The following is a 22,297-nucleotide window of genomic DNA, read 5'->3' as shown; positions in this document are numbered from 1 at the left end:
TCAGGCTGCTGGCAGCGCCTGTTCAACCAGGTTCTGCCAGAAAGTAATGCCAATTGGCAGCAGCGCGTCGTTGAAGTCATAGCGGGCGTTGTGCAGCGGGGCGGAAGGCGTGTCGCCATCCGCGCCCAGCCAGAAGTAAGCACCCGGACAGGCCTCCATCATGCAGGCAAAATCTTCAGACGCCATCGACGGATTAACCTGCCACTGAACCTGTTCGGCCCCCAGCGTCGCCAGCGCCACCTCGCGTACCTGCTCAGCCGGGGCCGCATGGTTGGCGGTCACCGGATAGCCCGGTAACCACTCAATCTCACCGCTGACGCCAAACGGACGTGGCAGGGTAGCGACAAACTCATCAATCAGCCCGCGCACTTTTTCGCGCACGCTGGTCTGCAGGCAGCGCACCGTGCCGCGCAGCACAATCTGTTCCGGGATCACGTTGATCGCTTCGCCACCGTGGATCTGCGTCACGCTGACCACCGCCGAGGCGAGCGGCGAGAGGCGACGTGACGGAATCGTCTGCAGCGCCAGAATCAGCTCAGCCGCCACCACCATTGGATCGGCACCGCTTTCCGGCATCGCCGCGTGGCAGCTTTTGCCGTGCAGGGTAATCTCAAACGAATCCAGCGACGCCATCATGGCGCCAGGGTTAACCGCCAGTGACCCCAGCGGCAGGCCCGGCCAGTTGTGCATCGCATAGATCGCATCCATCGGGAAGCGCTGGAACAGTCCCTCTTCCACCATTTTGCGCGCACCGCCCAGGTTCTCTTCGGCAGGCTGAAAAATGAAATGTACCGTGCCGCTGAACTGGCGTGTGGTGGCCAGCTGTCGGGCGGCGGCCAGCAGAATGGCGCTGTGACCGTCGTGCCCGCAGGCGTGCATCACGCCAGGGGTGGCGGAGCGCCATTCAGTGTCGCCTTTTTCCGTAATCGGCAGCGCATCCATATCCGCACGCAGCCCGATAACCGGGCCGGGACCGTTTTCCAGCGTGCCGAGCACGCCGGTGCCCGCCAGACCACGAAACACCTGCAATCCCGCCCGCTCTAACTCATCAGCGATAAACTGGCTGGTTTGCTGTTCCTGGTAACCTAATTCGGGGTGGCGATGAAACTCACGGCGCCAGCGCAGGGCATCTTCAAGCAGGGCAGGGGAAAGGGTCATGCAGAGTCGCGCTCCATACAGAATGAGAAGATTTCACTTTAGAGGTCGGGTGGCGCTGCGTCTATCGCCGGCAGGACGAAATCTGGCTATAGGCTAAATCAAAATGGAATAAGTAATAAGGAAGTGATGTCCGGGCAGGGCTTCAGAAGGGAAAAACGCGAAGAAAACGGGGCAAGTCGCTGCCCGCCCCGTTCAGCGTATTACTTCTGCATCGGCAGGTTCAGTTCATGCTCTGCCGCGCAACTTTGTGCCAGCTCATAACCCGCGTCGGCATGACGCATCACGCCGGTGGCCGGGTCATTCCACAACACCCGACCCAGACGCGCATCCGCCTCTTTGCTGCCATCACAGACAATCACCATACCGGCGTGCTGCGAGAAGCCCATACCGACACCGCCGCCATGATGCAGGCTGACCCAGGTCGCGCCGCCTGCGGTATTCAGCAGCGCGTTGAGCAGCGGCCAGTCTGAGATCGCATCCGAGCCATCCTTCATCGCTTCGGTTTCACGGTTAGGTGAGGCAACCGAGCCGCAGTCGAGATGGTCGCGGCCAATCACCACCGGCGCTTTCAGCTCGCCGTTGCGCACCATTTCATTGAACGCCAGACCGGCAAGATGCCGTTCGCCCAGTCCCAGCCAGCAGATACGTGCTGGTAGTCCCTGGAAGGCGATGCGCTCCTGCGCCATATCCAGCCAGCGATGCAGCGTTTTGTGGTGCGGAAACAGTTCTTTGAGTTTTGCGTCGGTCTTGTAGATATCTTCCGGATCGCCGGACAGCGCCACCCAGCGGAACGGGCCTTTTCCTTCGCAGAACAGCGGACGGATGTAGGCCGGTACAAAGCCAGGGAAGTCGAAGGCGTTGCTGACACCCTCATCCAGCGCGACCTGACGGATATTGTTGCCGTAGTCCACGGTCGGGATGCCCATATGACAGAAGTCGAGCATTGCCTGCACGTGGACCGCCATTGAGGCACGCGCCGCTTTCTCCACTGCCTTCGGCTGTGAGACGCGTTCCTGCTGCCAGCGCGCCAGATCCCAGCCAGCCGGCAGATAGCCATTAATTGGATCGTGTGCCGAGGTCTGATCGGTCACGATGTCCGGTTTTGGCCCGCCCGCCCGGGCGCGTTTCACCAGCTCCGGCAGGATCTCGGCGGCATTGCCCAGCAGCCCGACCGAAATCGCTTTTTTCGCCGCGGTCGCTTCGCTGATTAACGCCAGCGCTTCATCCAGCGTGGTGGCTTTGTAATCTACATAGCGGGTACGCAGGCGGAAATCGATGCGCGACTCCTGACACTCAATCGCCAGCACACAGGCCCCGGCCAGAACGCCCGCCAGCGGTTGCGCGCCGCCCATGCCGCCCAGCCCGGCGGTGAGGATCCAGCGTCCGCTGAGGTCGTTGTTGTAGTGCTGACGTCCCGCTTCCACGAAGGTTTCGTAGGTGCCCTGCACGATGCCCTGCGCGCCGATATAGATCCAGGAACCGGCGGTCATCTGGCCGTACATCATCAGGCCCGCTTTATCCAGCTCATGGAAGTGATCCCAGGTCGCCCAGTGCGGCACCAGATTGGAGTTCGCCAGCAGCACGCGGGGTGCATCCGCGTGGGTGCGGAAAATGCCGACCGGCTTGCCGCTCTGGATCAGCAGGGTTTCATCCGGCTGCAGTGCCCGCAGCGAACGCAGGATCTGCTCGAAGCACTCCCAGTTACGCGCCGCCTTACCGATGCCGCCATAAACCACCAGATCTTCCGGCCGCTCGGCAACATCGGGATCGAGGTTGTTCTGAATCATGCGGTAAGCGGCTTCAATCAGCCAGTTTGCGCAGTGCAGCGTAGTACCGTGAGGCGCGCGAATTTCACGTGCCACAGCCTGAGAAAGAGTTTCGCTCATGAAAGATTCCTTAATTCAAGAAGTTGGGCGCATGCTCGGCAGCAGCGCGGTCAATGCCTGAGGCCAGTCAGTGCGGCTTGCCCACTGACGCATTGCCTCGATATCGGGAGCCAGCAGACGATCCTCCTCAAGGAAGGCGACCCGCTCGCGAATGGTGTCGATGGCCTGCTCAATCAGCGCAGAGCTTTTCAGCGGCCGGTTGAATTCAATGCCCTGTGCGGCGGCCATCGCCTCAATGCCGACTACCGCGGCGCTGTTAAAGCACATGCTGCCGAGGCGGCGGGCGGCGTAGGTTGCCATCGAGACGTGATCTTCCTGATTAGCGGAGGTCGGCAGGCTGTCGACGCTGCCCGGATGGGCCAGCGATTTGTTCTCAGAGGCCAGGGCTGCGGCGGTCACCTGGGCGATCATAAAGCCGGAGTTCACGCCGCCGTCGCGCACCAGGAAGGGCGGCAGGCCCGACAAGCCGCTGTCCAGCAGCAGCGCCAGCCGCCGCTCGGAGATGGCCCCGACTTCGGCAATCGCCAGCGCCAGGATGTCCGCAGCAAAAGCCACCGGCTCGGCGTGGAAGTTGCCGCCGGAGATCACATCGCCGCTGTCGCTGAACACCAGCGGGTTGTCAGAGGCCGCGTTCGCTTCGATTTCCAGAATCCGCGCGGCGTGGCTGAAGTTGTCCAGGCAGGCACCCATCACCTGTGGCACGCAGCGGATGGAGTAGGGATCCTGAACGCGGCCGCAATGCGTATGCGACAGCACTATTTCACTGCCCTCAATCAGGGTGCTGACGGCAGCGGCGACCGCAATCTGACCATGCTGACCGCGCGCCTGATGGATACGGGCGTCGAACGGTTTTAGCGAGCCTTTAATCGCCTCCAGCGACAGCGCACCGGCCATCAGACCAGCGGCAAACAGGTTTTCACCCTCAAACAGGCCGCGCAGCGCCAGCGCAGTTGAGACCTGGGTGCCGTTAAGCAGCGCCAGTCCCTCTTTCGGGCCGAGTACAAACGGCGACAGACCTACGCTTGCCAGGCCTTCGGTTGCCGGGATCAACTCACCCCTGAGCCGGACCTGACCTTCGCCCAGCAGCATCAGGGACATGTGCGCCAGCGGCGCCAGATCGCCGGAGGCACCGACCGAGCCTTTTTCCGGGATGCAGGGCATGACACCCGCATTGAACAGCGCCAGCAGCGCCTCAACCAGTTCGATTCGCACGCCAGAGTGACCGCGTGCCAGGCTGATGATTTTGGTGGCGACCACCAGGCGGGTAACATTGTCGGGCAGCAGATCGCCCAGCCCGACGCTGTGTGACAGCACCAGATTACGCTGCAGATCCGCCAGCCGGCTGGCCGGGATTTGCGTCTGCGCCAGCTTGCCGAAGCCGGTATTAATGCCATATACCACGTTGCCAGAGGCGACAATCGCATCCACGGTCTGCTGCGCCGCCGCAATTGCCTGACGCGCGGGCTCATCAAGCGTCAGCGTGACGTTTCCCTGATAGATAGCGCGTAATGTGGCGAGGTCCACCTCGCCTGGCACCAGGCGCAAAACCTGAAACGAACCTGACATAGTCTACTCCTGTCTATACAAGTGTGCTGGTGTGGCTAAACTGCTCTCCTTGCCCTGATCCAGCGGAATAATACGAGTGAAACATAAGCGTTAATTCTTGTCTATGCTTGTCTATACAATCAAAGAGAGCAAGCAAGTGCCGTGCCAGGCCGATCACAAAAATCGATTGCCCGTCCGCTGCGGGTTGACTATTTAGCGCTACTCAGAGGCTGCACCATCAGGATGCGCAGGCTGCACCATTGGGGAACCGCGCAGCGTACTGGATGTATATACATTCACACGGTGAGACAGTAAACTTAGGGGACTTTCAGCATAAGGAACAGCAAATGGTTGAGCATACGGCACTGGCACAACTGGCGGCGGCAATGAGCGATGAGCCTGCCCCGATTTATCAGCGGGTGAAGCAGGCCATCGTCAGCCAGATCCGTGAAGGGTTGTGGAAAGCGAATCAGCGTGTGCCATCAGAAAGTGAACTGGTTAATGAACTGGGCGTCAGCCGCATGACCATTAACCGGGCGCTGCGTGAACTCACCAGCGAAGGCTTTCTGGTGCGGATGCAGGGCGTTGGAACCTTCGTGGCGGAGATGAAAGGCTACACCGCCATGCTGGAGGTGCATAATATCGCCGATGAGATCGCTCAGCGCGGCCATCAGCACAGCTGCAAAATCCTCGCCTTCGGCCAGGACAAAGCCGATCCTGAGCAGGCGGCGGTGCTGGGACTGACCACCGGGCAGACGCTCTATCATTCGCTGATTGTGCATTACGAAAATGACCTGCCGGTGCAGCTGGAGGACCGTCTGGTCAATCCGCTGGTCGCACCCGATTACCTGACGCAGGATTATCAGCAGATGACGCCTTACACCTATCTGATGCGCGTCGCGCCGCTGACGGCGGGCGAGCACATTGTTGAAGCGGTGTTGCCCGATGCGCGTCAGCGTAAACATCTGTCGGTGGATGAGCACGAACCCTGCCTGCTGATTCGCCGTCAGACCTGGAGCGACACTAAAATCGTGACCTATGCGCGGCTGCTCTATCCCGGCTCACGTTACAAATTACTGGGCCGCTTCAGAGGACACGGTTAAGACGGGTAAACAGCAGCCGGGCATCGGTATCGCACGGGCTGAGTGCTGTTTCTTCATCGACCCACCACGCGCCCTGCTGCGCAGTCAGCCGTTCCCCGTCAGCCGTCTGCCAGGCGCCAGCCAGCACCCAGGCAACGCCATGCAGAGTGCTGACCGGCGTGGTCACCATCTCCACCGCTGCCTGCCATTCCCCGCGCCGCGTCATAATATTAAAATCTTCGCTGACGCTGCCCTGCAGCTTTGCCGTTAAGGCGAGTTCGCCGGCAAACGCCCAGGGCTGCTGAGGCGTCAGTAAGTGCTGCACGCCCGGCGCGGTCAGCAACACCGGATCGCCATGCAGCAGGGTAATCACCCGGTCAATGTCAGGAAAGGCTGAGAAGGGACCATCCTGCGCCAGCGTCGCAATGCTGGCGCGCCAGCCGAAGCGCTCCGCGCCGGGTGGAAAGCTGATGATTTCGCGGGTTTCGCCGCCGCCGTTGCGCCAGCGGCTGACCGCCAGCTCCGCGTACGTGAACCGGGCGATCATCGCAGCGCCTCCATCGCCTGAGCAAAGCGGGCGGCACACGCCGTCTGGTGCGGATGCACCCCATCTTCTACCACGGCTTTACCCGCCACATAAACGTCCCGAATCTGATCGCGCTGCCCGGCAAAGAGCCAGCGGTTGAGGACGGCGTGCGACCCGACGCTGCCGAGCCACGCCTCATCCCGCAGCACCAGCCAGTCGGCACGTTGTCCCACCGCCAGCGTGCCCTGCTGAATGCCACACGCCTGCGCACCGCCCGCTGCTGCCTGTTGCCACAGCAGATCGCCTACCGACGGCTGGCCGGGCAGGGTAATCCGGTTGCGGCGCTGGTCGCGCAGTCGCTGAGCATACTCCAGCCAGCGCAGCTCTTCCTGGGCGCTCAGCGAGACGTGACTGTCAGAGCCGATGCCCCAGCGTCCGCCCTGCGCGATGTACTCCACTGCCGGAAAGATGCCGTCACCGAGGTTGGCTTCGGTGGTCGGGCAGAGACCCGCCACTGCGCCACTGCGGGCGAGACGCGCCAGCTCACTCTCATCCAGATGGGTGGCGTGGATCAGGCACCAGCGCGCATCCACCTCAAAGCGGTTCAGCAGCCAGGCCACCGGACGCTCGCCGCTCCACGCCAGCGAGTCATTCACCTCTTTCTGCTGTTCAGCCACATGGATATGTACCGGCAGTGTCAGATCACTGGCCGCCAGCACGTCCTGCATCTGGCTTTCACTCACCGCCCGCAGTGAATGGAAACAGAGGCCACGGTTCAGCAGTGGCCTTTGCTGCTGCCACGTATCAAGCCGCGCCTGCTGTTGCAGATAGCGGTCGGTCTGCTGGATAAAACGCTTCTGACCCGCCGACGCTGGCTGGCTGCCGAAGCCGCTGTAGCTGTAGAGCACCGGCAGCAGCGTCTGGCCGATACCGGCGATCTCCGCCGCTTCAATCAGCTGTTGCAGCATCGCATCATCACTGTAGGGCGCACCCTGTGTGTCGTGGTGCAGGTAGTGAAACTCTGCCACCTGGGTGTAGCCGCCTTTCAGCATCTCGATGTAGAGCAGGGCGGCAATATCGCCCACCTGTTGCGGCGTCAGGCGCTGCACCATGCGGTACATCAGATCCCGCCACGTCCAGAAACTGTCCTGAGGATCGCCCGCTACTTCAGCCAGACCCGCCATGGCACGCTGGAAGGCGTGCGAGTGCAGGTTGGCGATTGCCGGGATCACCTCGCCGTTGAGCCGGATAGCCTGATCAGCGTGGCTATCCGGAGTAATAGAGTCGATAAAACCGGCCTGATTGACCGTGATACGCACCTGCTGCTGCCAGCCCTCCGCCAGCAGGGCACGCGAGGCAAAAAAAGTCGCCATGGTTGATCCTCATCGGATGTGGTTGTATATACATATACATACTTTGAGGCACAGTGTAAACGGCGGAGGCATGAGGTAACGATGGCAGAAGAGATGCGCGTAGAGACGGTGTGGACCGGGGCTGACCTGGTCACCATGCGTGACGGAAAGTACCATCTTATCCCGCAGGGGGCGCTGGTGGTGCGGGCGGGCAGGCTGGTGTGGGTCGGGCCGCAGGCGGAGATGCCCGCGTTCGTCGCCGATCAGCATCATCATCTGCCGGGCGGCATCGTGACCCCGGGGCTGGTGGATTGTCATACTCACCTGGTGTTTGGCGGCGACCGCAGCCAGGAGTTTGAACAGCGCCTGAATGGCGTCAGCTATGCAGAGATTGCCGCGCAGGGCGGTGGCATCCTCTCAACCGTGCGCGCTACCCGCGCCGCCACTGAAGAGGAACTGGTGGCATCGGCTCGCTGGCGGCTAAACCGCCTGCTGGCCGAGGGCGTCACCACCGTGGAGATCAAGTCTGGCTATGGCCTGGATGAAGAGAGCGAACTGCGGATGCTGCGGGCGATTCGTCAGCTGGGAGAGAGCGTAGCCGCTGACGTCCGTGCCACCTGTCTGGCGGCACATGCTTTTCCGCCGGAGTTTAAGCACGACCCGGATGGCTGGGTCGATATCATCTGCGAACGGCTGCTGCCGCAGGTGCAGGCACTGGGACTGGCGGATGCGGTGGATGCGTTCTGCGAGCATCTCGCCTTTTCACCGCAGCAGGTGGCGCGGGTGTTTGACCGTGCAGTGGCGCTTGGCATGCCGGTGAAACTGCATGCGGAGCAGCTCTCGGCGTCAGGTGGCGCAGCACTGGCGGCGCGCTATGGGGCGCTCTCTGCCGACCACCTTGAATATGCCACCGAGGAGGATGCCATAGCGATGGCACAGCATGGCACCGTGGCGGTGCTGCTGCCTGGTGCATTTTATCTGCTGCGGGAGACGCAGCGTCCGCCGGTGGATCTCTTCCGGCGCTATGGCGTGCCGATGGCGCTGGCCAGCGATGCCAATCCCGGCACCTCGCCTGCGCTGTCGCTGCGTCTGATGCTTAATATGGGCTGTACCCTGTTTGGCATGACGCCGGAAGAGGCGCTGGCGGGCGTCACGCTGTGGGGGGCAAAAGCGCTGGGGCTGGCTGACAGTCACGGCTCGCTGGAGGCGGGAAAAGTGGCGAACTTCGTTCACTGGCCGCTGGCCCGTCCGGCAGAACTGGTTTACTGGCTGGGTGGTGAACTGCCCTGTACCGTTATCTATCGTGGAGAACCGCAATGAACCCTTTCCATTTTACCCAGGGCAGTCTGCCGCTGCTGGTCAGCATTCCCCACGCCGGTACCGAGCTGACGCCCGACGTGGAAGCCGGACTGAGTGAGGCCGCGCGCGGCTTACCCGACACCGACTGGCATATTCCCCTGCTGTATGATTTTGTGCGTGATCTCGGGGCCAGCGTGTTAATCGGCCGCTACTCCCGCTTTGTGGTCGATCTCAATCGCCCGCCCGATAACCAGCCGCTCTACACCAGCGCCACCACCGGCCTGTTCCCGGAAACCCTGTTCGACGGTACACCGACCTTTGCACCAGGCAAAACACCCGACGACACGGCGCGTCAGGGCTACATCGATCAGATCTGGCAGCCCTATCATCAGCAGATTCAACAGGAGCTGGCGCGGCTCAAAGCGCAGCATGGCTATGCGCTGCTGTTTGATGCCCACTCTATCGCCAGTGAAATTCCCCGCCTGTTTGACGGCCGTCTGCCCGATATCAACATCGGCACCAACGACGGCGCAAGCTGCACGCCTGCAATGAGTGCGGCGCTGGAGGCCGTGTGCGCGGCGCAGAACGACTACAGCTGGGTGATTAACGGGCGCTTTAAAGGCGGTTACATCACCCGTGCCTACGGTCAGCCGCAGCAGCAGATTGAGGCGGTCCAGCTGGAGCTGGCGCAGCTCAACTATATGGATGAAACCCCACCTTACGCCTGGCAGCAGGCGCGTGCCGCCCGGTTGCAGAACGTGCTTAAGGCACTGATCCACGCCATGCTGGCGCAGGCTAAATCGCAATAAAACTCACCAGAGCGATGCGCCACTCCGGTGCATCGCTGCCCTGATTGGGTGCAGCGTCAGGCAGGTCGCCTGCCCGCTCCCAGACTCCCGCCGCCTTTTTCCGCCTCTGCAGAGCTGGCATAACCTTTGCTTGGTTGTATGTACAAGTGCAGCAGCACCGCCATCTGCGTAATAAATTCTGTCTGGCTCACAAAACGATAAAGCCGGCAATGAACTGCGCTGCGTTAACTTGTATATACATGACATATCATCCTGTGAAATTTATGTTAAATCTCGTCAGGGCGATCACCAGGCCGCTACTTTCAGGAGAACCGTATGACGCACCCTCTGACTCTTCGTCGTTTATGTCTCACTACGCTGGTTTCCAGCCTGCTGCTCTGTGGCGTCAGCGCCCAGGCCAAAGAGTGGAAGTCGATCACCATTGCCACCGAAGGCAGTTATGAACCCTGGAACCTCACCCTGCCAGGCGGCAAGCTGGGCGGTTTTGAACCGGAGCTGATGGCCGATCTCTGCCAGCGCATGGCGATACAGTGCAAGCTGGTGGTGCAGAACTGGGATGGAATGATCGCCGGTCTGAATGCCGGAAAATATGACGTGATCATGGATGCAATTGTGATCACCCCCGATCGCAAGAAAGTGATCAATTTCACCGTGCCCTACGCCTCAACGCCCGCCACCTTCATCACGGTGAAAGGGTCGTTGCTGCCTGCCGACAGTAAGATCATCAAACTCACCGACGATGAGAAAACCGTGGAGCCTGCCATCGCACCCCTGAAAGCGGCGCTGAAGGGCAAAACCATCGGTATCGCCTCCGGCACCGTCTACACGCCGTTTATCGACAAGTACTTCAAAGAGGTGGCGGATGTGCGGGAATACACCAGCTCAGCCGATGCGATCCTCGATTTGCAGGCGGGGCGAATTGACGCAGTGTTTGACGATGTGACCTTTGCGCAGTCGATGCTGGCGCGACCGGATAACCGTAACCTCAGCTTTAGCGGTCCGCAGCTGGGCGGCCCAATCTGGGGTGAGGGCGAGGCGATGGGCGTGCGCATGGCAGACAACGATCTGAAAGCCCGGCTGGATCAGGCGATCAAAGCCGCGCTGGCCGATGGCACAGTGAAAAAGCTGAGCGAGAAGTGGTTCAAAACTGACGTCACACCCTGAGTGAGGTAACTGATGATAAGCCTGCTGAGTTTTGGCCCGGAGGGCTGGGGACGGTTGATTCTGAGTGCCACGCTGACGACGTTGCTGCTCTCATTTGCCGCGCTGCTGGTCGGTGCGGTAGTGGGATCGGGCGTCGCCGCTGCGAAGTTATCCACGCACCGCGCGGTGCGCTGGGCAGGGGAAGGCTACTCGGTGATCTTTCGTGGCATTCCTGAGCTGCTGGTGATCTACCTGTTCTACTTCGGCGGATCGGGATTGATCACGCAGATCGGACAACTGTTTGGCGCGGACGGGTTTATCGAAGCGCCGCCGTTTCTGATCGGGGCGCTGGCCATCGGGCTTATTTCCGGCTCTTACCAGGCGGAAGTCTATCGTGCCGCACGGCTGGCCCTGGCGAAAGGGGAGATCGAAGCCGCTGTCGCTATTGGTATGCCGCGCTGGCGCATCCGGCAACGCATCCTGCTGCCGCAGGTAGCGCGCTATGCGCTGCCCGGCCTGTCAAACGTCTGGCAGATGAGCCTGAAAGACTCGGCGCTGGTGTCAGTGACCGGCATTGTCGAGCTGATGCGGGCCAGCCAGATTGCGGCCGGCTCCACCCGTGATTACTTCTCCTTTTATCTGGTGGGCGGTGCCTGTTATCTGCTGCTGACGCTGCTGTCGAACCGCGCCTTTCTGCGGGCTGAATCCCGTCTTGGTCGCGCCTGGCAAAGCCGCACCGCTGCACAGCATTAAGGAGATTTATGATCGATTTCGCGTTCCTCACTGACACCTTCCTGAAACTCAGCGCCGCGTTGCCGGTTACGCTGGGCCTGTTTATCAGCGCCTTCCTGTGCGGCGGCGTGCTGGCGGTGGGTATTCTGGCGCTACGCATGAGCCGCTGGCGTCTGCTGAGTGCTTTTGCCCGTGGCTACATTCTGGTGTTTCGCGGCTCGCCGCTGATGATCCAGCTGTTTCTGATCTACTACGGTCTGGGGCAGTTTGGTGTGATCCGGCACAGTCTCTTCTGGCCGTTTCTGCGTGAGCCCTTTACCTGTGCGGTGCTGGCACTGTCGCTCTGCACCGCCGCCTACACCGCGGAGATCCTGCGCGGCGCGCTGCTGACTGTGCCGCCCGGTCAGGTGGAGGCGGGGATGGCGTGCGGCATGTCGCGCGGGCTGCTGCTGCGGCGCATTATCGCGCCGGTGATGCTGCGTTATGCGCTGCCCGCTTACTCCACCGAGGCGATTCTGCTGGTGAAGTCGACCGCGCTGGCCAGTCTGGTCACGGTCTGGGATGTCACCGGGGTGGCGCAGCAGATTATCCAGCGTACTTACCGCACCATGGAGGTGTTTCTCTGTGCGGCGGCGATCTACCTGATCCTCAACTTCATCATTGTGCAACTCTATGCCCTGCTGGAGCGGCGCCTGACGCCGGTTCATAAACCGGAAAAAAAGCCGTTACCGGCCGCTAAGCCGATTCCTGGAGGAAAATAAACATGTCTGAACTGCCACCCGTCACGCTGTCGGCCAGCGATATCCATAAATCCTTTGGCGCCATGGAGGTGCTAAAAGGCATCTCGCTGCAGGCGCACCAGGGCGATGTTATCTCAATACTCGGTGCCAGCGGCTCGGGAAAAAGTACGCTGCTGCGCTGCATTAATCTGCTTGAGACGCCTGATGCGGGCGTGGTCAGCGTGGGCGGTGAAACCATTGAGATGAAGCGCCACGCCCGGGGACACCAGCTGGCGGCTAATCCGCGTCAGATTGAGCGGCTGCGCTCCCGGCTCGGCATGGTGTTTCAGAGCTTTAACCTCTGGTCGCACCTGACCGTGCTGCAGAATGTCATTGAAGGGCCGCACTACGTCCTCAAGCGCGATAAAAAAGCCTGTATTGCCCAGGCGGAACAGCTGCTGGATCGGGTCGGTCTGCTGAATCGCAAAGATTTCTATCCCGCCCAGCTTTCAGGCGGTCAGCAGCAGCGGGTGGCGATCGCCCGGGCGCTGGCAATGGACCCGGAGGTGATGCTGTTTGATGAGCCAACTTCGGCACTCGATCCGGAACTGGTAGGCGAGGTGCTGAAGGTCATGCGCAGCCTGGCGGAAGAGGGCCGCACCATGCTGGTGGTGACCCATGAGATGGGTTTTGCCCGCAACGTCTCTAACCGGGTGGTGTTTATGCATCAGGGCACTATTGATTGTCAGGGCACGCCAGAGGCGATGTTTGGCGAGGCGGGATCGGCGCGCTTTAAGCAGTTTATCTCCAGTCATCATCAGGTGGAGCCGGTGGTATGAGCGACGTAATACGTCAGACGCTGGTCTGGGGCGATGGCCCGCTGAGATGGCAGGCGCTGGTGCAGGTCGCCCGGCACGGCGCCACCCTGACGCTGAGCGACAGTGCCTGGCAGCGAATTGCGCAGAGCCGTGAAATCGTCGGTAATATCGTGGCGGCGGGGCAGGTGGCTTACGGCATCAATACCGGGCTGGGGGCGTTGTGCAACATCACCCTGTCTGAAGATGAACTGAGCCAGTTGTCGCGCAATACCCTGCTGAGCCATGCCTGTGGCGTCGGGCCGGTGCTGGCAAAACCCGAGGTCCGCGCCATTCTGTGCGCTGCGATTGCGAACTACAGCCACGGCAAATCGGGTGTTTCAGTGGCGCTGGTGCAACAGCTGCTGGCGCTGCTAAACCTACAGATTACCCCACAGGTACCGTCGCAGGGATCGGTGGGGTATCTGACCCACATGGCGCATATCGGCCTGGCGCTGATTGGCATCGGCGAGGTGGAGTGGAAGGGCGAAATCGTTCCGGCGCAGCAGGCGCTGGCCCAGGCGGGATTAGCCCCTTACCGGCCTGGTGCCAAAGAGGGGCTGAGCCTGGTCAACGGCACGCCCTGCATGACCGGCTTAGCCTGTCTGGCGCTGGACGATGCCGAACGGCTGCTGGACTGGGCAGACGTCACCGGTGCGATGAGCTTTGAGGCGCTGCGCGGTCAGCTGGTGGCGTTTGACCCTGAGGTGCTGGCGCTGAAGGCCAGCCCGGGGATTCAGCGCAGTGGCGAACGCCTGCGCCAGTTGCTGAGTGACAGCCCGCTGCTGAAAGCCAGCGTTGGCATCCGGACTCAGGATGCACTCAGTCTGCGCTCGATGCCGCAGGTGCACGGCGCCTGTCGCGATCAGTTTAGTCACGCTGTCCGTCAGGTGGAGAACGAACTCAACGCCTGTACCGACAATCCGCTGGTGCTTGGGACGCCGCAGGCCTGGCGCGTGGTGTCACAGTCCAATCCGCATGGCGAGTCGGTGGCAATGGCCTGCGACCTGCTGGCGATTGCGATGGCGGAGCTGGGCAGCATCGCCGAGCGACGGCTTGATCGGCTGGTGAATCCGCTGGTCAGCGGCCTGCCACCGTTTCTGGTGGCCGAGCCGGGCGTCAATTCCGGCATGATGATTGCGCAGTACGTGGCGGCATCACTCTGCGCGGAGAACCGTCAGCTGGCGCAGCCTGCGGTGCTTGATAACTATGTCACTTCAGGATTACAGGAGGATCATCTGAGCCTCGGCACCGGCTCGGCGCTGAAGCTGCTGAAACTGGTCAGCAATGTTGATCACATTATCGCGATTGAGTATCTGCTGGCGGCGCAGGCGCTGGAGTTTCACGGTGAGTCACAGCTGGCAGCAGGCACGCGGCGCGCCTGGCAGCATTTGCGGCAGGTTGTTGAGCGCTGGCAGCAGGATCGCTGGCTGGCACCCGACATCGCCTGCGCGGTAGCTCAGATTAAAGCGCACCGGGCCGATGCGCTTGTGGGGTGAGGATTACCTGCGGCGTGCGTCCGGACGGACTAAATCAAAACGTTGCGCTTCGCTGATGCCGTAATAGGCGCTGGGGCCGCCCGCGCGCAGAATCGGCTCGGCTTTAGCGGTCTGATAAATGCCCTCTTCCAGCAGCGATTCATCGATGTGAATCGCCACCGCTTCCCCCAGCACCAGCCAGCTGTCGATCAGATTGCCGCTGGCATCCTGCAGCTGAATCAGTTGCGTCAGGCGGCACTCGAAGTTGACCGGGCTCTCTGCCACCAGACTGGCGCTGACCTGTGAAGCCGCCAGCGGCGTTAAACCGGCAAAGGCGAACTCATCCTGATCGGCAGGCAGCGAGGCGGAACTTTCGTTCATCGCTTCCGCCAGCGGACGCGTCGCCAGGTTCCAGACAAACTCTTTGGTCTCAGCAATATTTCTCACGCTGTCTTTCCAGCCACTACTGGCGAAACCGATAATCGGTGGATGATAGTTGAAACAGTTAAAGAAGCTGTAAGGTGCCAGATTGTGCTGGCCGCTGCTGCTCACTGAGCTAATCCAGCCGATCGGGCGCGGCCCGATAATGGCGTTCAGCGGATCGTGCGGCAGACCGTGACCAGCACGGGGTTGATAGGAATAGCGTTTCCGGGTCATAACTTCTCCAGCAGGGAATTTTATTTATCTTAGCCCGACAGCATCGCCCGACGGAATCGGAAAGAGGTAAGCGGATGGTGCGGGTTTATTTTCCGCCGCCTACAGCGTATTGTACGCGCGCCTGAATAATTGAGAGAACGTATGAAAAAGTCAGCCAGCACGTCGCCCTTCCACGCCCGCAATCGCCATCAGGGCGAATACGATTTTGCCGCGTTAACCGCTGCCCATCCGCCGCTGAAAGCCAAAGTCCGGCCCAATGGGTATGGCGTGCAGTCCGTGGATTTCGCGGACCCGGAGGCGGTGATGCTGCTGAACCAGGCGCTGATCAAACTATTTTACGACATCGACTGGCAGCTGGCTCCCGGCTCACTCTGCCCGCCCGTGCCGGGACGCGCCGATTATCTGCACTACCTTGCCGATCTGCTGGCGCTGGATAACAACGGCGTGATCCCAACGGCGGACGTTCTGGATGTCGGCTGCGGTGCAAACTGCATCTATCCGCTGATTGGCGCGGCAGAATATGGCTGGCGCTTTACCGGCACCGAAGTCGATGAAGCCGCCATCAAAGCCGCTAACCGCATTGTTGCGGCCAATCCGCGCCTGACGCGCCAGATCCGTCTGCGTCGTCAGAAAAACAGCGATGCAGTGCTGGCTGGTGTGGTCAGTAAAACTGAATTTTTCAGTGCAGTAATGTGTAATCCGCCGTTCCACGCGTCGGCGGAAGAAGCGGTATCGGGATCGCAGCGTAAGGTCCGCAATCTCGGACTGGATAAGAGTGCGCCGCTCAACTTTGGCGGCCAGCACAATGAGCTGTGGTATCCCGGTGGCGAAAAAGGTTTTATCGGCAAGATGATCGCCGAGAGCGTGGCGTTTAGTCGTCAGATCGGCTGGTTTACCTCGCTGGTGTCGCGCAAAGAGAACTTACCGGCGCTGGAAAAACAGCTGCAGGCGCTCGACGTGGCGGAGATGCGCGTGGTTAATATGGCGCAGGGTCAGAAGCAGAGTCGCTTCCTGGCGTGGAGTTTTATGCCTGCCGCCCAGCGCACTAAACTACTGAGTCGCCTGGGGAACTGAGGTGTCGCTTTACATGGGTAACAGGTGTATCTGTGGGCGAAGAGTAAAATAGAACGGGCCGCGATGCGGCCCGTTTTGATTGTTGACAACGCCCGACTCGGTGGAGGTAAGACCGAGCTGGCACAGGGAACCCGGTCAGATCGGAAAGACGCAAAGGCTGTCATCCATGACACGCTCGGCCCGCGCCGTCCCTGGCGCGGGACGCTTTCCTCTTCTGACCGGGTTCCCTGTGCTTCGGGTTTATTCGTTGCTGCCAGATTTACCCTGGTTTGGATTGTCATCAGTTTTAACGGGCCGCTTAGCGGCCCATTTTGATCAGGAGACGTGCTGCAGGAATTCGCGCAGACGCTCGCTCGGTGGGTTGCTGATCAGGCTGTCGGGATCGCCATCTTCCGCAATCCGGCCTTTATCGATAAAGATCAGCCGTGAGGCCACCTTCTGTGCGAAGCCTACTTCGTGCGTCACAATCACCATCGTCATGCCTTCTTCCGCCAGATCCTGCATCACCTTCAGCACTTCGTGACGCAGTTCCGGGTCGAGCGCTGAGGTTGGCTCATCAAACAGCATCATTTTCGGCTTAACTGCCAGTGCACGGGCAATCGCCACGCGCTGCTGCTGGCCGCCGGAAAGCTCAGACGGAAAGTGGTGCGCGCGCTCGGCGAGGCCCACTTTGCCCAGCAACTCACGCGCCAGCTGGCGTGCCGCCTCTTTGCTGGCACCGCGCACACGGATAGGACCAAAGGCGACGTTATCCAGCGCACTCATCTGTGGGAACAGATGAAACTGCTGAAACACCATGCCCGCTTCCTGACGAATCAGGCGGTCATCGACTTTCGGATCATTGACGCGCAGGCCATCGACAATCAGTTCGCCACTGGTGATCTCTTCCAGCTTGTTAATACAGCGCAGCAGGGTTGATTTACCGGAACCGGATGGGCCGATAATCACCACCACTTCGCCCTGGTTAATCTTCAGGTCAATATTGTGCAGCACCTGGGTCTGGCCAAAATGTTTGGAGACATCTTTAAATTCAATCACAGGATTTTCACCCTTTTCTCAATGCGGCGCAGCACAAAGCTCAACACCAGCGTAATAACCAGATAGATAATCGCGACGGCGCTCCAGATTTCCAGCGCGCGGAAGTTACCGGCAATAATCTCCTGACCCTGACGGGTCAGTTCAGCCACACCAATAACGATAAACAGCGAAGTATCTTTGATGCTGACAATCCACTGGTTGCCCAGCGGTGGCAGCATGCGGCGCAGCGCCAGCGGCATAATCACGTAGCGCAGCGTCTCGCGGCTCGATAGGCCAAGCGCCAGTCCGGCTTCGCGGAAGCCCTTGTTGATCGACAGCACGGCACCACGGGTAATCTCGGCAATGTAAGCGCCGGAGTTAATCATGATGGTCACCACCGCCGCGCTGAAGGGATCAATGCGCAGGTCGGGGAACGCCATCGGCAAAGCAAAATAGATAAACATCACCTGCACCACGATAGGGGTGCCGCGAATGATTTCGATAAACACCAGTGCGATGTTATTGGTGATCCAGCCACCGTAAGCGCGGGCAAAGCCCGCTACCAGGCCGATGAAGAGGCCGCCAACCAGTCCAATAATTGAGATAATTAAGGTCAGTTTAGCGCCTTCAAGCAGCGCCGGCATGGCGGGCCAGATGACGCTCCAGTCAAACTCCATGGTGTCACTCCAGATATGTTGCGATGGAAAAAAGCAGGGAAAAAGTTTCCCTGCTGAAATCAGATAACGGTCAAATTATTATTTAGGTTCGGTGCCGAACCATTTTTTATAGAGCGTGTTGTAGGTGCCGTTCTCTTTCAGGGTTTTCAGTGCGCCGTTTACTTTTTCACGTAAATCGTCGCTGCCTTTCGGGAAGGCGATACCATACTGCTGCGCTTCAATTGAATCGCCTACCGCTTTAAAGCGGCCTTTACCGGCGGTATGGATGAAGTAAAGGATGTTTGGCGTGTCGTGCAGCACGGCGTCCGCACGGTTGGTGCCCAGCTCCATATAGGCGCTGTCGATATTCGGGAACTGACGCAGATCTTTGGATTTGATGTTGGCTTTCGCGTATTCCACGGAGCCGGTGCCGCTTTTCACTGCGACCACTTTACCGTTCAGATCGCTGATGCCTTTGATGTCGTTTTCATTGTTACGCACCATCACCTGCAGACCGCTTTTGTAATAGCCGTCAGAGAACTCAATCGCTTTTTTACGTTCCTCGGTAATGGTGATACCCGCCAGTGCCAGATCGACATTGCGCGTTTGCAGTGCAGGGATAATGCCGCTGAAGTCCATTGGCTTCAGGGTGTAATCGAGCTTCAGCTCTTTCGCAATGGCATCCCACAGATCCACATCGAAGCCGACATATTTATCACCCTGTTTAAATTCAAACGGAACAAAGGCGGTATCCGTGGCGACGACCAGCTTTTTGTCTGCTGCAGTGGAAGAGAGAGAGAAGGCCAGCGCCAGCGCGGCCACAGAAACTTTTAACAGTGACTTCATCATTTTTCCTTTTTTTACTACCAGGCGGCAGGGCCTGCGTTTGCGGCTTGTCATATGAAAGAATTATGCCAACTTTGCAAAATCCGCGAAATCAGAGAGTTAAATAACATAGCTGACACGATTTTGCAGTTAATTCTGCCATTGCACCAGTTTGGTGCTCAGTTTTGGTGCAGGTGGCTGTTTTGGTGCAAGCGGTAGTGTGCCTCAGATGTTAAGGCTGTGAAGCGGAGGAGGGAAGAACTGTTAACAGGGTCATAAAAATGCGGTAACACAGACGTAAAAAAGGCGGGTTTCCCCGCCTGACAGACTGCATTGAGTCTTATTCGATGTTCGCTTCGATAAACCACAGGAATTTATCAAGGTCACGTGATGCCGCAGTAAAAATATCAGCGGTATCTTCGTCTTTCACTTCAGTGATTGCTTTACGGGTGTCATTCGCGACAACGCTGTAACGGTCTGCCAACGCTTTCAGATGATCCTGAACGCTGTGAATATTAAGCGGATAGCTCTTCAGCGGAGTCGTATCGTTAACGACCTGCGTGGTGCCCAGTGCCACGCCACCCAGCTGAACCACACGCTCGGCAATAGTATCCTGATGATCGGTAATCGCGGTGCGGAAGCCGTCCAGCATCTCATGCACACCGATAAAATTAGCACCGCGCATGTTCCAGTGCGCCTGCTTAGTGATCAATGACAGGTCAATAAACTCGACTACCAGACGGTTTAACACCGCGATGGTGGCTTTTTTATCGTCTTCGGCCACATCATTGCGGGTATAAATCAGGTCAGAAGATTTAGTTTTAACCAATTTAGCGGTACTCATCGTTTCAGTCCTCTCTTTGATGGTTGTCCTAATCAAGTACCGGATAAGTATAGCAGCGCTTTTCAGCTTTGCAGAAACGACTTTGTCGATGGATGAAATAGCGTGCGTCTTTAGTCAGAGCAGAGCTGGGCTAAGAAGGTTAATGCCATGTTAAAATATAAAACCAAATAAATAGCTATTTAAATCATGTTGTTATTCTATTATGTAAATAACTGGTAAGTGTCTGTTTCAAAATAGGCAACTCAGGAAGGAGCGAAGATTAGGAATAATTCTCATGATGAGCATGATTATTATTTAGCCCCGCCTGCAGGCGGGGCGGATAGCGTTTATTTTTGGATATCGTCTGATAATTCAACGCTGTTTAACTGACTCTTTTTCGGCCGCATGGTCAGCGTTGAACCTGCCGAGGCGATGATGATCGCCAGCAGCGCCAGCCACTGAAGCCCGGTCAGGGTTTCCCCCAGAAACAGCATGCCTGAAAAGGCAGCCATGGCGGGTTCCAGACTCATCAGCGTGCCGAAGATGCGCGCCGGTAAGCGGGTGAGGGCGATCATCTCCAGCGAATAGGGGATGGCGCTGGAGAGCAGGGCAACCAGCAACGCGATCGGCATAACTGCCCATGTCCAGATACCACTTTCTGCGAACGTCAGCCCCAGCGGTACAAAAATCACTGAGGCAATCAGCGACCCGATAGCCACTGTCGCCGGGCCATGTTCTGCGCCTGCCCGCTGTCCCGCCAGGATATAGATCGCCCAGCAGGCGCCTGCGCTCACTGCCAGCGCAGCGCCCAGCGGATCAATCGCAGTCATGCCTGTGCCAAAAGGCAGCAGGAACCACAGACCAATCACGGCCAGCAACACCCAGACAAAATCCAGTGGCCGGCGCGATCCGAATAGCGCCAGCGCCAGTGGGCCGGTAAATTCCAGTCCCACCGCCACACCCAGCGGCACGGTACGAATCGCCAGATAGAACGTGAAATTCATTGTGCCCAGCGCCAGTCCATACATCAGGAGTGGCAGACGTTGCTCCCGGCTAAAGCGTAAACGCCAGGGTTTGAAGATAATACAGAGTATCAGGGTGCCAAATCCCAGACGCAGCGCGGTGATGCCGGTAGCGCCAACGGCAGGAAACAGGCTTTTCGCCAGCGAAGCACCGCCCTGAAGCGACAGCATCGCAATCAGCAGCACGGCAATCGGCATCACTATCGGGGCAAGGTTTTTAGAAGAGGGAGAGGCAGACATCCTGTGTACTTTTCCTGGTCATCAACGTAATGAGTCAGCCAGTGTAAAGGAAATAGCAGGCAAAAAATCACGGAATGGAGTTTTAAATTTCTCTCAACTGAGCGATTTTTGGCCAGAATCAGGGCCATTTAGGTAAAGAAATGTCAGGTTTTTTTAGGATTTAACTTAAAGAACGAAATGAGCACAAAATGATTATTGCAGAAAGATGACGGATTTTATAAGAAAAATGAATGACATAGGTTGTCGCATTAACTTCCTGTTACACCAAACATTCTGTTAGACAACAAAATCCGGGCAGAGTTTCTCGCTATTTTTTGTTATATTTTCAGCGTTGTCAGGAGAGAAGTATTTTCACATTTGAGGTGGTTATGAAAAAAATTGCATGTCTTTCAGCATTAGCCTGTGTACTGGCAGTATCTGCAGGTTCAGCAATGGCACAGAGCACCGTAACTGGTGGCTATGCTCAGAGCGACTATCAGGGCGTAGCTAACAAAGCTAACGGCTTCAACCTGAAATACCGCTACGAAGACGGTTCTAACCCACTGGGTTGGATCGGTTCATTCACCTACACAGAAAAAGATAACACCGATTCTGGCATTTATAACAAAGGCCAGTACTACGGTGTGACCGGTGGTCCTGCTTTCCGTCTGAACGACTGGGCAAGCATCTACGGTGTTGTGGGTATCGGCTACGGTAAATTCCAGCAGAACGATACTTCATCACGCGATAAAACTGATTCAAGCGACGTAGGTTTCTCTTACGGCGCAGGTCTGCAGTTTAACCCAGTTCAGGACTTCGCAGTTGACGTTGGTTACGAGCAGAGCCGTATCCGTAACGTTGACGTTGGCACCTGGATTGCTGGCGTAGGTTACAGCTTCTAAGTTTAGCTTAGCTGACCTGCAAAAAAGCGGCCCCTTGTGGGCCGTTTTTTATTGTGCTGATTTACTCACCCTTCTTTCGTATCTGCACGTTTCCCGACTTTTCCGGATCGCTGTAGCCGATCAGCAGCCATGCTGGTTGAAGCCGCAGGTCATATTGATTCGATGGGGAAACAGGAAAAAAAGAGAGCAGAAAGGGAGAGTGCGCCTCTCAGCCAGCGGCTGAAAGGCATAGAATCAGGATTAGCCGCGCCAGATCAGATTCTGACAGCGACGATCGTCAGGCTTATGGCCCAGCAGTTTTTCCAGCAACATCAGACGCAGTGTGAACGGTGAACGCGTCAGCAGGCACAGCCAGGATTTCATCTCCGTGGTTGTTTTCTTCTCAGCCTGGAAGCATTTACTGCAATCTAAGCAACATTTCAGGGTGCTCATAGAATCACCTCCCAATCATTGTCGACGCGGTAGTCAGCAGCCTGCGGTGAGAGGCGTCATCATCACCGGAGCAACAGAGGATCAACT

Annotated in this window: 23 protein-coding genes; 10 read left to right on the top strand and 13 right to left on the bottom strand. The window is 58.4% G+C overall.

The annotated features are described in order from the left end of the window. The 3 genes from ACVKSX_RS06950 to hutH all read right to left on the bottom strand — a co-directional run bounded on the left by ACVKSX_RS06950 (position 1) and on the right by hutH (position 4,610). Positions 1 to 1,158 (bottom strand): M20 aminoacylase family protein, encoded by a 1,158-nt coding sequence (locus tag ACVKSX_RS06950; RefSeq protein ID WP_191913750.1) that lies wholly within the window; start codon positions 1,156 to 1,158, stop codon positions 1 to 3. Between the two features lie 200 nt (positions 1,159 to 1,358). Next, complete coding sequence (hutU, locus tag ACVKSX_RS06945; protein WP_033757077.1) at positions 1,359 to 3,044, bottom strand: urocanate hydratase; 1,686 nt, start codon at positions 3,042 to 3,044, stop codon at positions 1,359 to 1,361. A 15-nt stretch (positions 3,045 to 3,059) separates the two neighbouring features. Further along, positions 3,060 to 4,610: a histidine ammonia-lyase gene (hutH, locus tag ACVKSX_RS06940; protein WP_033771219.1), complete on the bottom strand. Its 1,551-nt coding sequence runs from the start codon at positions 4,608 to 4,610 to the stop codon at positions 3,060 to 3,062. A gap of 326 nt (positions 4,611 to 4,936) precedes the next feature. On the opposite strand from hutH, the gene hutC reads away from it, so the two are divergent. Continuing rightward, a complete protein-coding gene (hutC, locus tag ACVKSX_RS06935; RefSeq protein WP_187496012.1) occupies positions 4,937 to 5,692 on the top strand; it encodes a histidine utilization repressor in 756 nt (251 codons plus the stop codon). Here hutC and ACVKSX_RS06930 read toward each other — a convergent pair. Continuing rightward, positions 5,676 to 6,218 carry a HutD/Ves family protein gene (locus ACVKSX_RS06930; protein WP_033757082.1) on the bottom strand — a complete coding sequence of 181 codons (543 nt, stop codon included), beginning with the start codon at positions 6,216 to 6,218 and terminating at the stop codon, positions 5,676 to 5,678. The genes hutC and ACVKSX_RS06930 overlap by 17 nt on opposite strands. Further along, the gene (locus ACVKSX_RS06925) at positions 6,215 to 7,570 is read right to left on the bottom strand and encodes a formimidoylglutamate deiminase (protein WP_062758097.1); all 1,356 of its coding nucleotides are present in this window, start codon (positions 7,568 to 7,570) and stop codon (positions 6,215 to 6,217) included. The genes ACVKSX_RS06930 and ACVKSX_RS06925 overlap by 4 nt, the downstream gene beginning before the upstream one ends. An 81-nt stretch (positions 7,571 to 7,651) precedes the next feature. Between ACVKSX_RS06925 and hutI the strand changes: the two genes are divergently transcribed. Next, positions 7,652 to 8,869 (top strand): imidazolonepropionase, encoded by a 1,218-nt coding sequence (hutI, locus tag ACVKSX_RS06920; RefSeq protein WP_187501248.1) that lies wholly within the window; start codon positions 7,652 to 7,654, stop codon positions 8,867 to 8,869. Beyond that, positions 8,866 to 9,657 carry an N-formylglutamate deformylase gene (gene hutG / locus ACVKSX_RS06915; RefSeq protein ID WP_010254308.1) on the top strand — a complete coding sequence of 264 codons (792 nt, stop codon included), beginning with the start codon at positions 8,866 to 8,868 and terminating at the stop codon, positions 9,655 to 9,657. The genes hutI and hutG overlap by 4 nt, the downstream gene beginning before the upstream one ends. On the opposite strand, the gene ACVKSX_RS06910 is transcribed toward hutG, so the two are convergent. Further along, a complete protein-coding gene (locus ACVKSX_RS06910; RefSeq protein WP_254920053.1) occupies positions 9,644 to 9,778 on the bottom strand; it encodes a hypothetical protein in 135 nt (44 codons plus the stop codon). The two genes, hutG and ACVKSX_RS06910, sit on opposite strands and share 14 nt — an antisense overlap. A 194-nt stretch (positions 9,779 to 9,972) precedes the next feature. Here ACVKSX_RS06910 and ACVKSX_RS06905 point away from each other — a divergent pair, with 194 nt between their 5' ends. The 5 genes from ACVKSX_RS06905 to ACVKSX_RS06885 are packed head-to-tail and all read left to right on the top strand — an operon-like array spanning position 9,973 to position 14,604. After that, positions 9,973 to 10,821 (top strand): transporter substrate-binding domain-containing protein, encoded by an 849-nt coding sequence (locus ACVKSX_RS06905; protein ID WP_031591733.1) that lies wholly within the window; start codon positions 9,973 to 9,975, stop codon positions 10,819 to 10,821. A 12-nt stretch (positions 10,822 to 10,833) separates the two neighbouring features. After that, positions 10,834 to 11,553, top strand: coding sequence for an ABC transporter permease (locus ACVKSX_RS06900; protein WP_132498854.1), 720 nt, complete (start codon positions 10,834 to 10,836; stop codon positions 11,551 to 11,553). A gap of 8 nt (positions 11,554 to 11,561) precedes the next feature. Further along, a complete protein-coding gene (locus tag ACVKSX_RS06895; RefSeq protein WP_172608452.1) occupies positions 11,562 to 12,293 on the top strand; it encodes an ABC transporter permease in 732 nt (243 codons plus the stop codon). Positions 12,294 to 12,295: 2 nt separating this feature from the next. Continuing rightward, complete coding sequence (locus ACVKSX_RS06890) at positions 12,296 to 13,090, top strand: ABC transporter ATP-binding protein (RefSeq protein WP_022625980.1); 795 nt, start codon at positions 12,296 to 12,298, stop codon at positions 13,088 to 13,090. After that, positions 13,087 to 14,604 carry an HAL/PAL/TAL family ammonia-lyase gene (locus ACVKSX_RS06885; protein ID WP_354438501.1) on the top strand — a complete coding sequence of 506 codons (1,518 nt, stop codon included), beginning with the start codon at positions 13,087 to 13,089 and terminating at the stop codon, positions 14,602 to 14,604. Before ACVKSX_RS06890 ends, ACVKSX_RS06885 begins: the two co-directional genes overlap by 4 nt. A 3-nt stretch (positions 14,605 to 14,607) precedes the next feature. On the opposite strand, the gene ACVKSX_RS06880 is transcribed toward ACVKSX_RS06885, so the two are convergent. After that, the gene (locus ACVKSX_RS06880) at positions 14,608 to 15,240 is read right to left on the bottom strand and encodes a flavin reductase family protein (RefSeq protein WP_022625978.1); all 633 of its coding nucleotides are present in this window, start codon (positions 15,238 to 15,240) and stop codon (positions 14,608 to 14,610) included. Between the two features lie 141 nt (positions 15,241 to 15,381). Here ACVKSX_RS06880 and rlmF point away from each other — a divergent pair, with 141 nt between their 5' ends. Then, positions 15,382 to 16,314 carry a 23S rRNA (adenine(1618)-N(6))-methyltransferase RlmF gene (gene rlmF, locus ACVKSX_RS06875; protein ID WP_010254323.1) on the top strand — a complete coding sequence of 311 codons (933 nt, stop codon included), beginning with the start codon at positions 15,382 to 15,384 and terminating at the stop codon, positions 16,312 to 16,314. A gap of 315 nt (positions 16,315 to 16,629) precedes the next feature. Here rlmF and glnQ read toward each other — a convergent pair whose 3' ends face one another. From glnQ to rhtA, 5 genes are all read right to left on the bottom strand, one after another. Further along, complete coding sequence (gene glnQ / locus ACVKSX_RS06870; RefSeq protein WP_010254327.1) at positions 16,630 to 17,352, bottom strand: glutamine ABC transporter ATP-binding protein GlnQ; 723 nt, start codon at positions 17,350 to 17,352, stop codon at positions 16,630 to 16,632. Further along, positions 17,349 to 18,008 carry a glutamine ABC transporter permease GlnP gene (gene glnP, locus ACVKSX_RS06865; protein WP_022625976.1) on the bottom strand — a complete coding sequence of 220 codons (660 nt, stop codon included), beginning with the start codon at positions 18,006 to 18,008 and terminating at the stop codon, positions 17,349 to 17,351. Before glnP ends, glnQ begins: the two co-directional genes overlap by 4 nt. Before the next feature lie 78 nt (positions 18,009 to 18,086). Beyond that, the gene (gene glnH / locus ACVKSX_RS06860) at positions 18,087 to 18,833 is read right to left on the bottom strand and encodes a glutamine ABC transporter substrate-binding protein GlnH (RefSeq protein ID WP_010254333.1); all 747 of its coding nucleotides are present in this window, start codon (positions 18,831 to 18,833) and stop codon (positions 18,087 to 18,089) included. A 319-nt stretch (positions 18,834 to 19,152) separates the two neighbouring features. Further along, on the bottom strand, positions 19,153 to 19,656 hold the full coding sequence (gene dps / locus ACVKSX_RS06855; protein ID WP_010254336.1) for a DNA starvation/stationary phase protection protein Dps: 504 nt from the start codon (positions 19,654 to 19,656) through the stop codon (positions 19,153 to 19,155). Between the two features lie 326 nt (positions 19,657 to 19,982). Next, a complete protein-coding gene (gene rhtA, locus ACVKSX_RS06850; protein WP_191913754.1) occupies positions 19,983 to 20,897 on the bottom strand; it encodes a threonine/homoserine exporter RhtA in 915 nt (304 codons plus the stop codon). Between the two features lie 368 nt (positions 20,898 to 21,265). On the opposite strand from rhtA, the gene ompX reads away from it, so the two are divergent. Beyond that, a complete protein-coding gene (ompX, locus tag ACVKSX_RS06845; RefSeq protein WP_010254344.1) occupies positions 21,266 to 21,778 on the top strand; it encodes an outer membrane protein OmpX in 513 nt (170 codons plus the stop codon). Between the two features lie 240 nt (positions 21,779 to 22,018). On the opposite strand, the gene ACVKSX_RS06840 is transcribed toward ompX, so the two are convergent. Further along, positions 22,019 to 22,210, bottom strand: coding sequence for a hypothetical protein (locus tag ACVKSX_RS06840; RefSeq protein WP_061901628.1), 192 nt, complete (start codon positions 22,208 to 22,210; stop codon positions 22,019 to 22,021). Positions 22,211 to 22,297: the final 87 nt, after the last annotated feature.

The sequence above is a fragment of the Pantoea sp. PvP021 genome (genome assembly GCF_054056055.1).
This window is presented reverse-complemented; position numbering and strand designations above follow the sequence as displayed.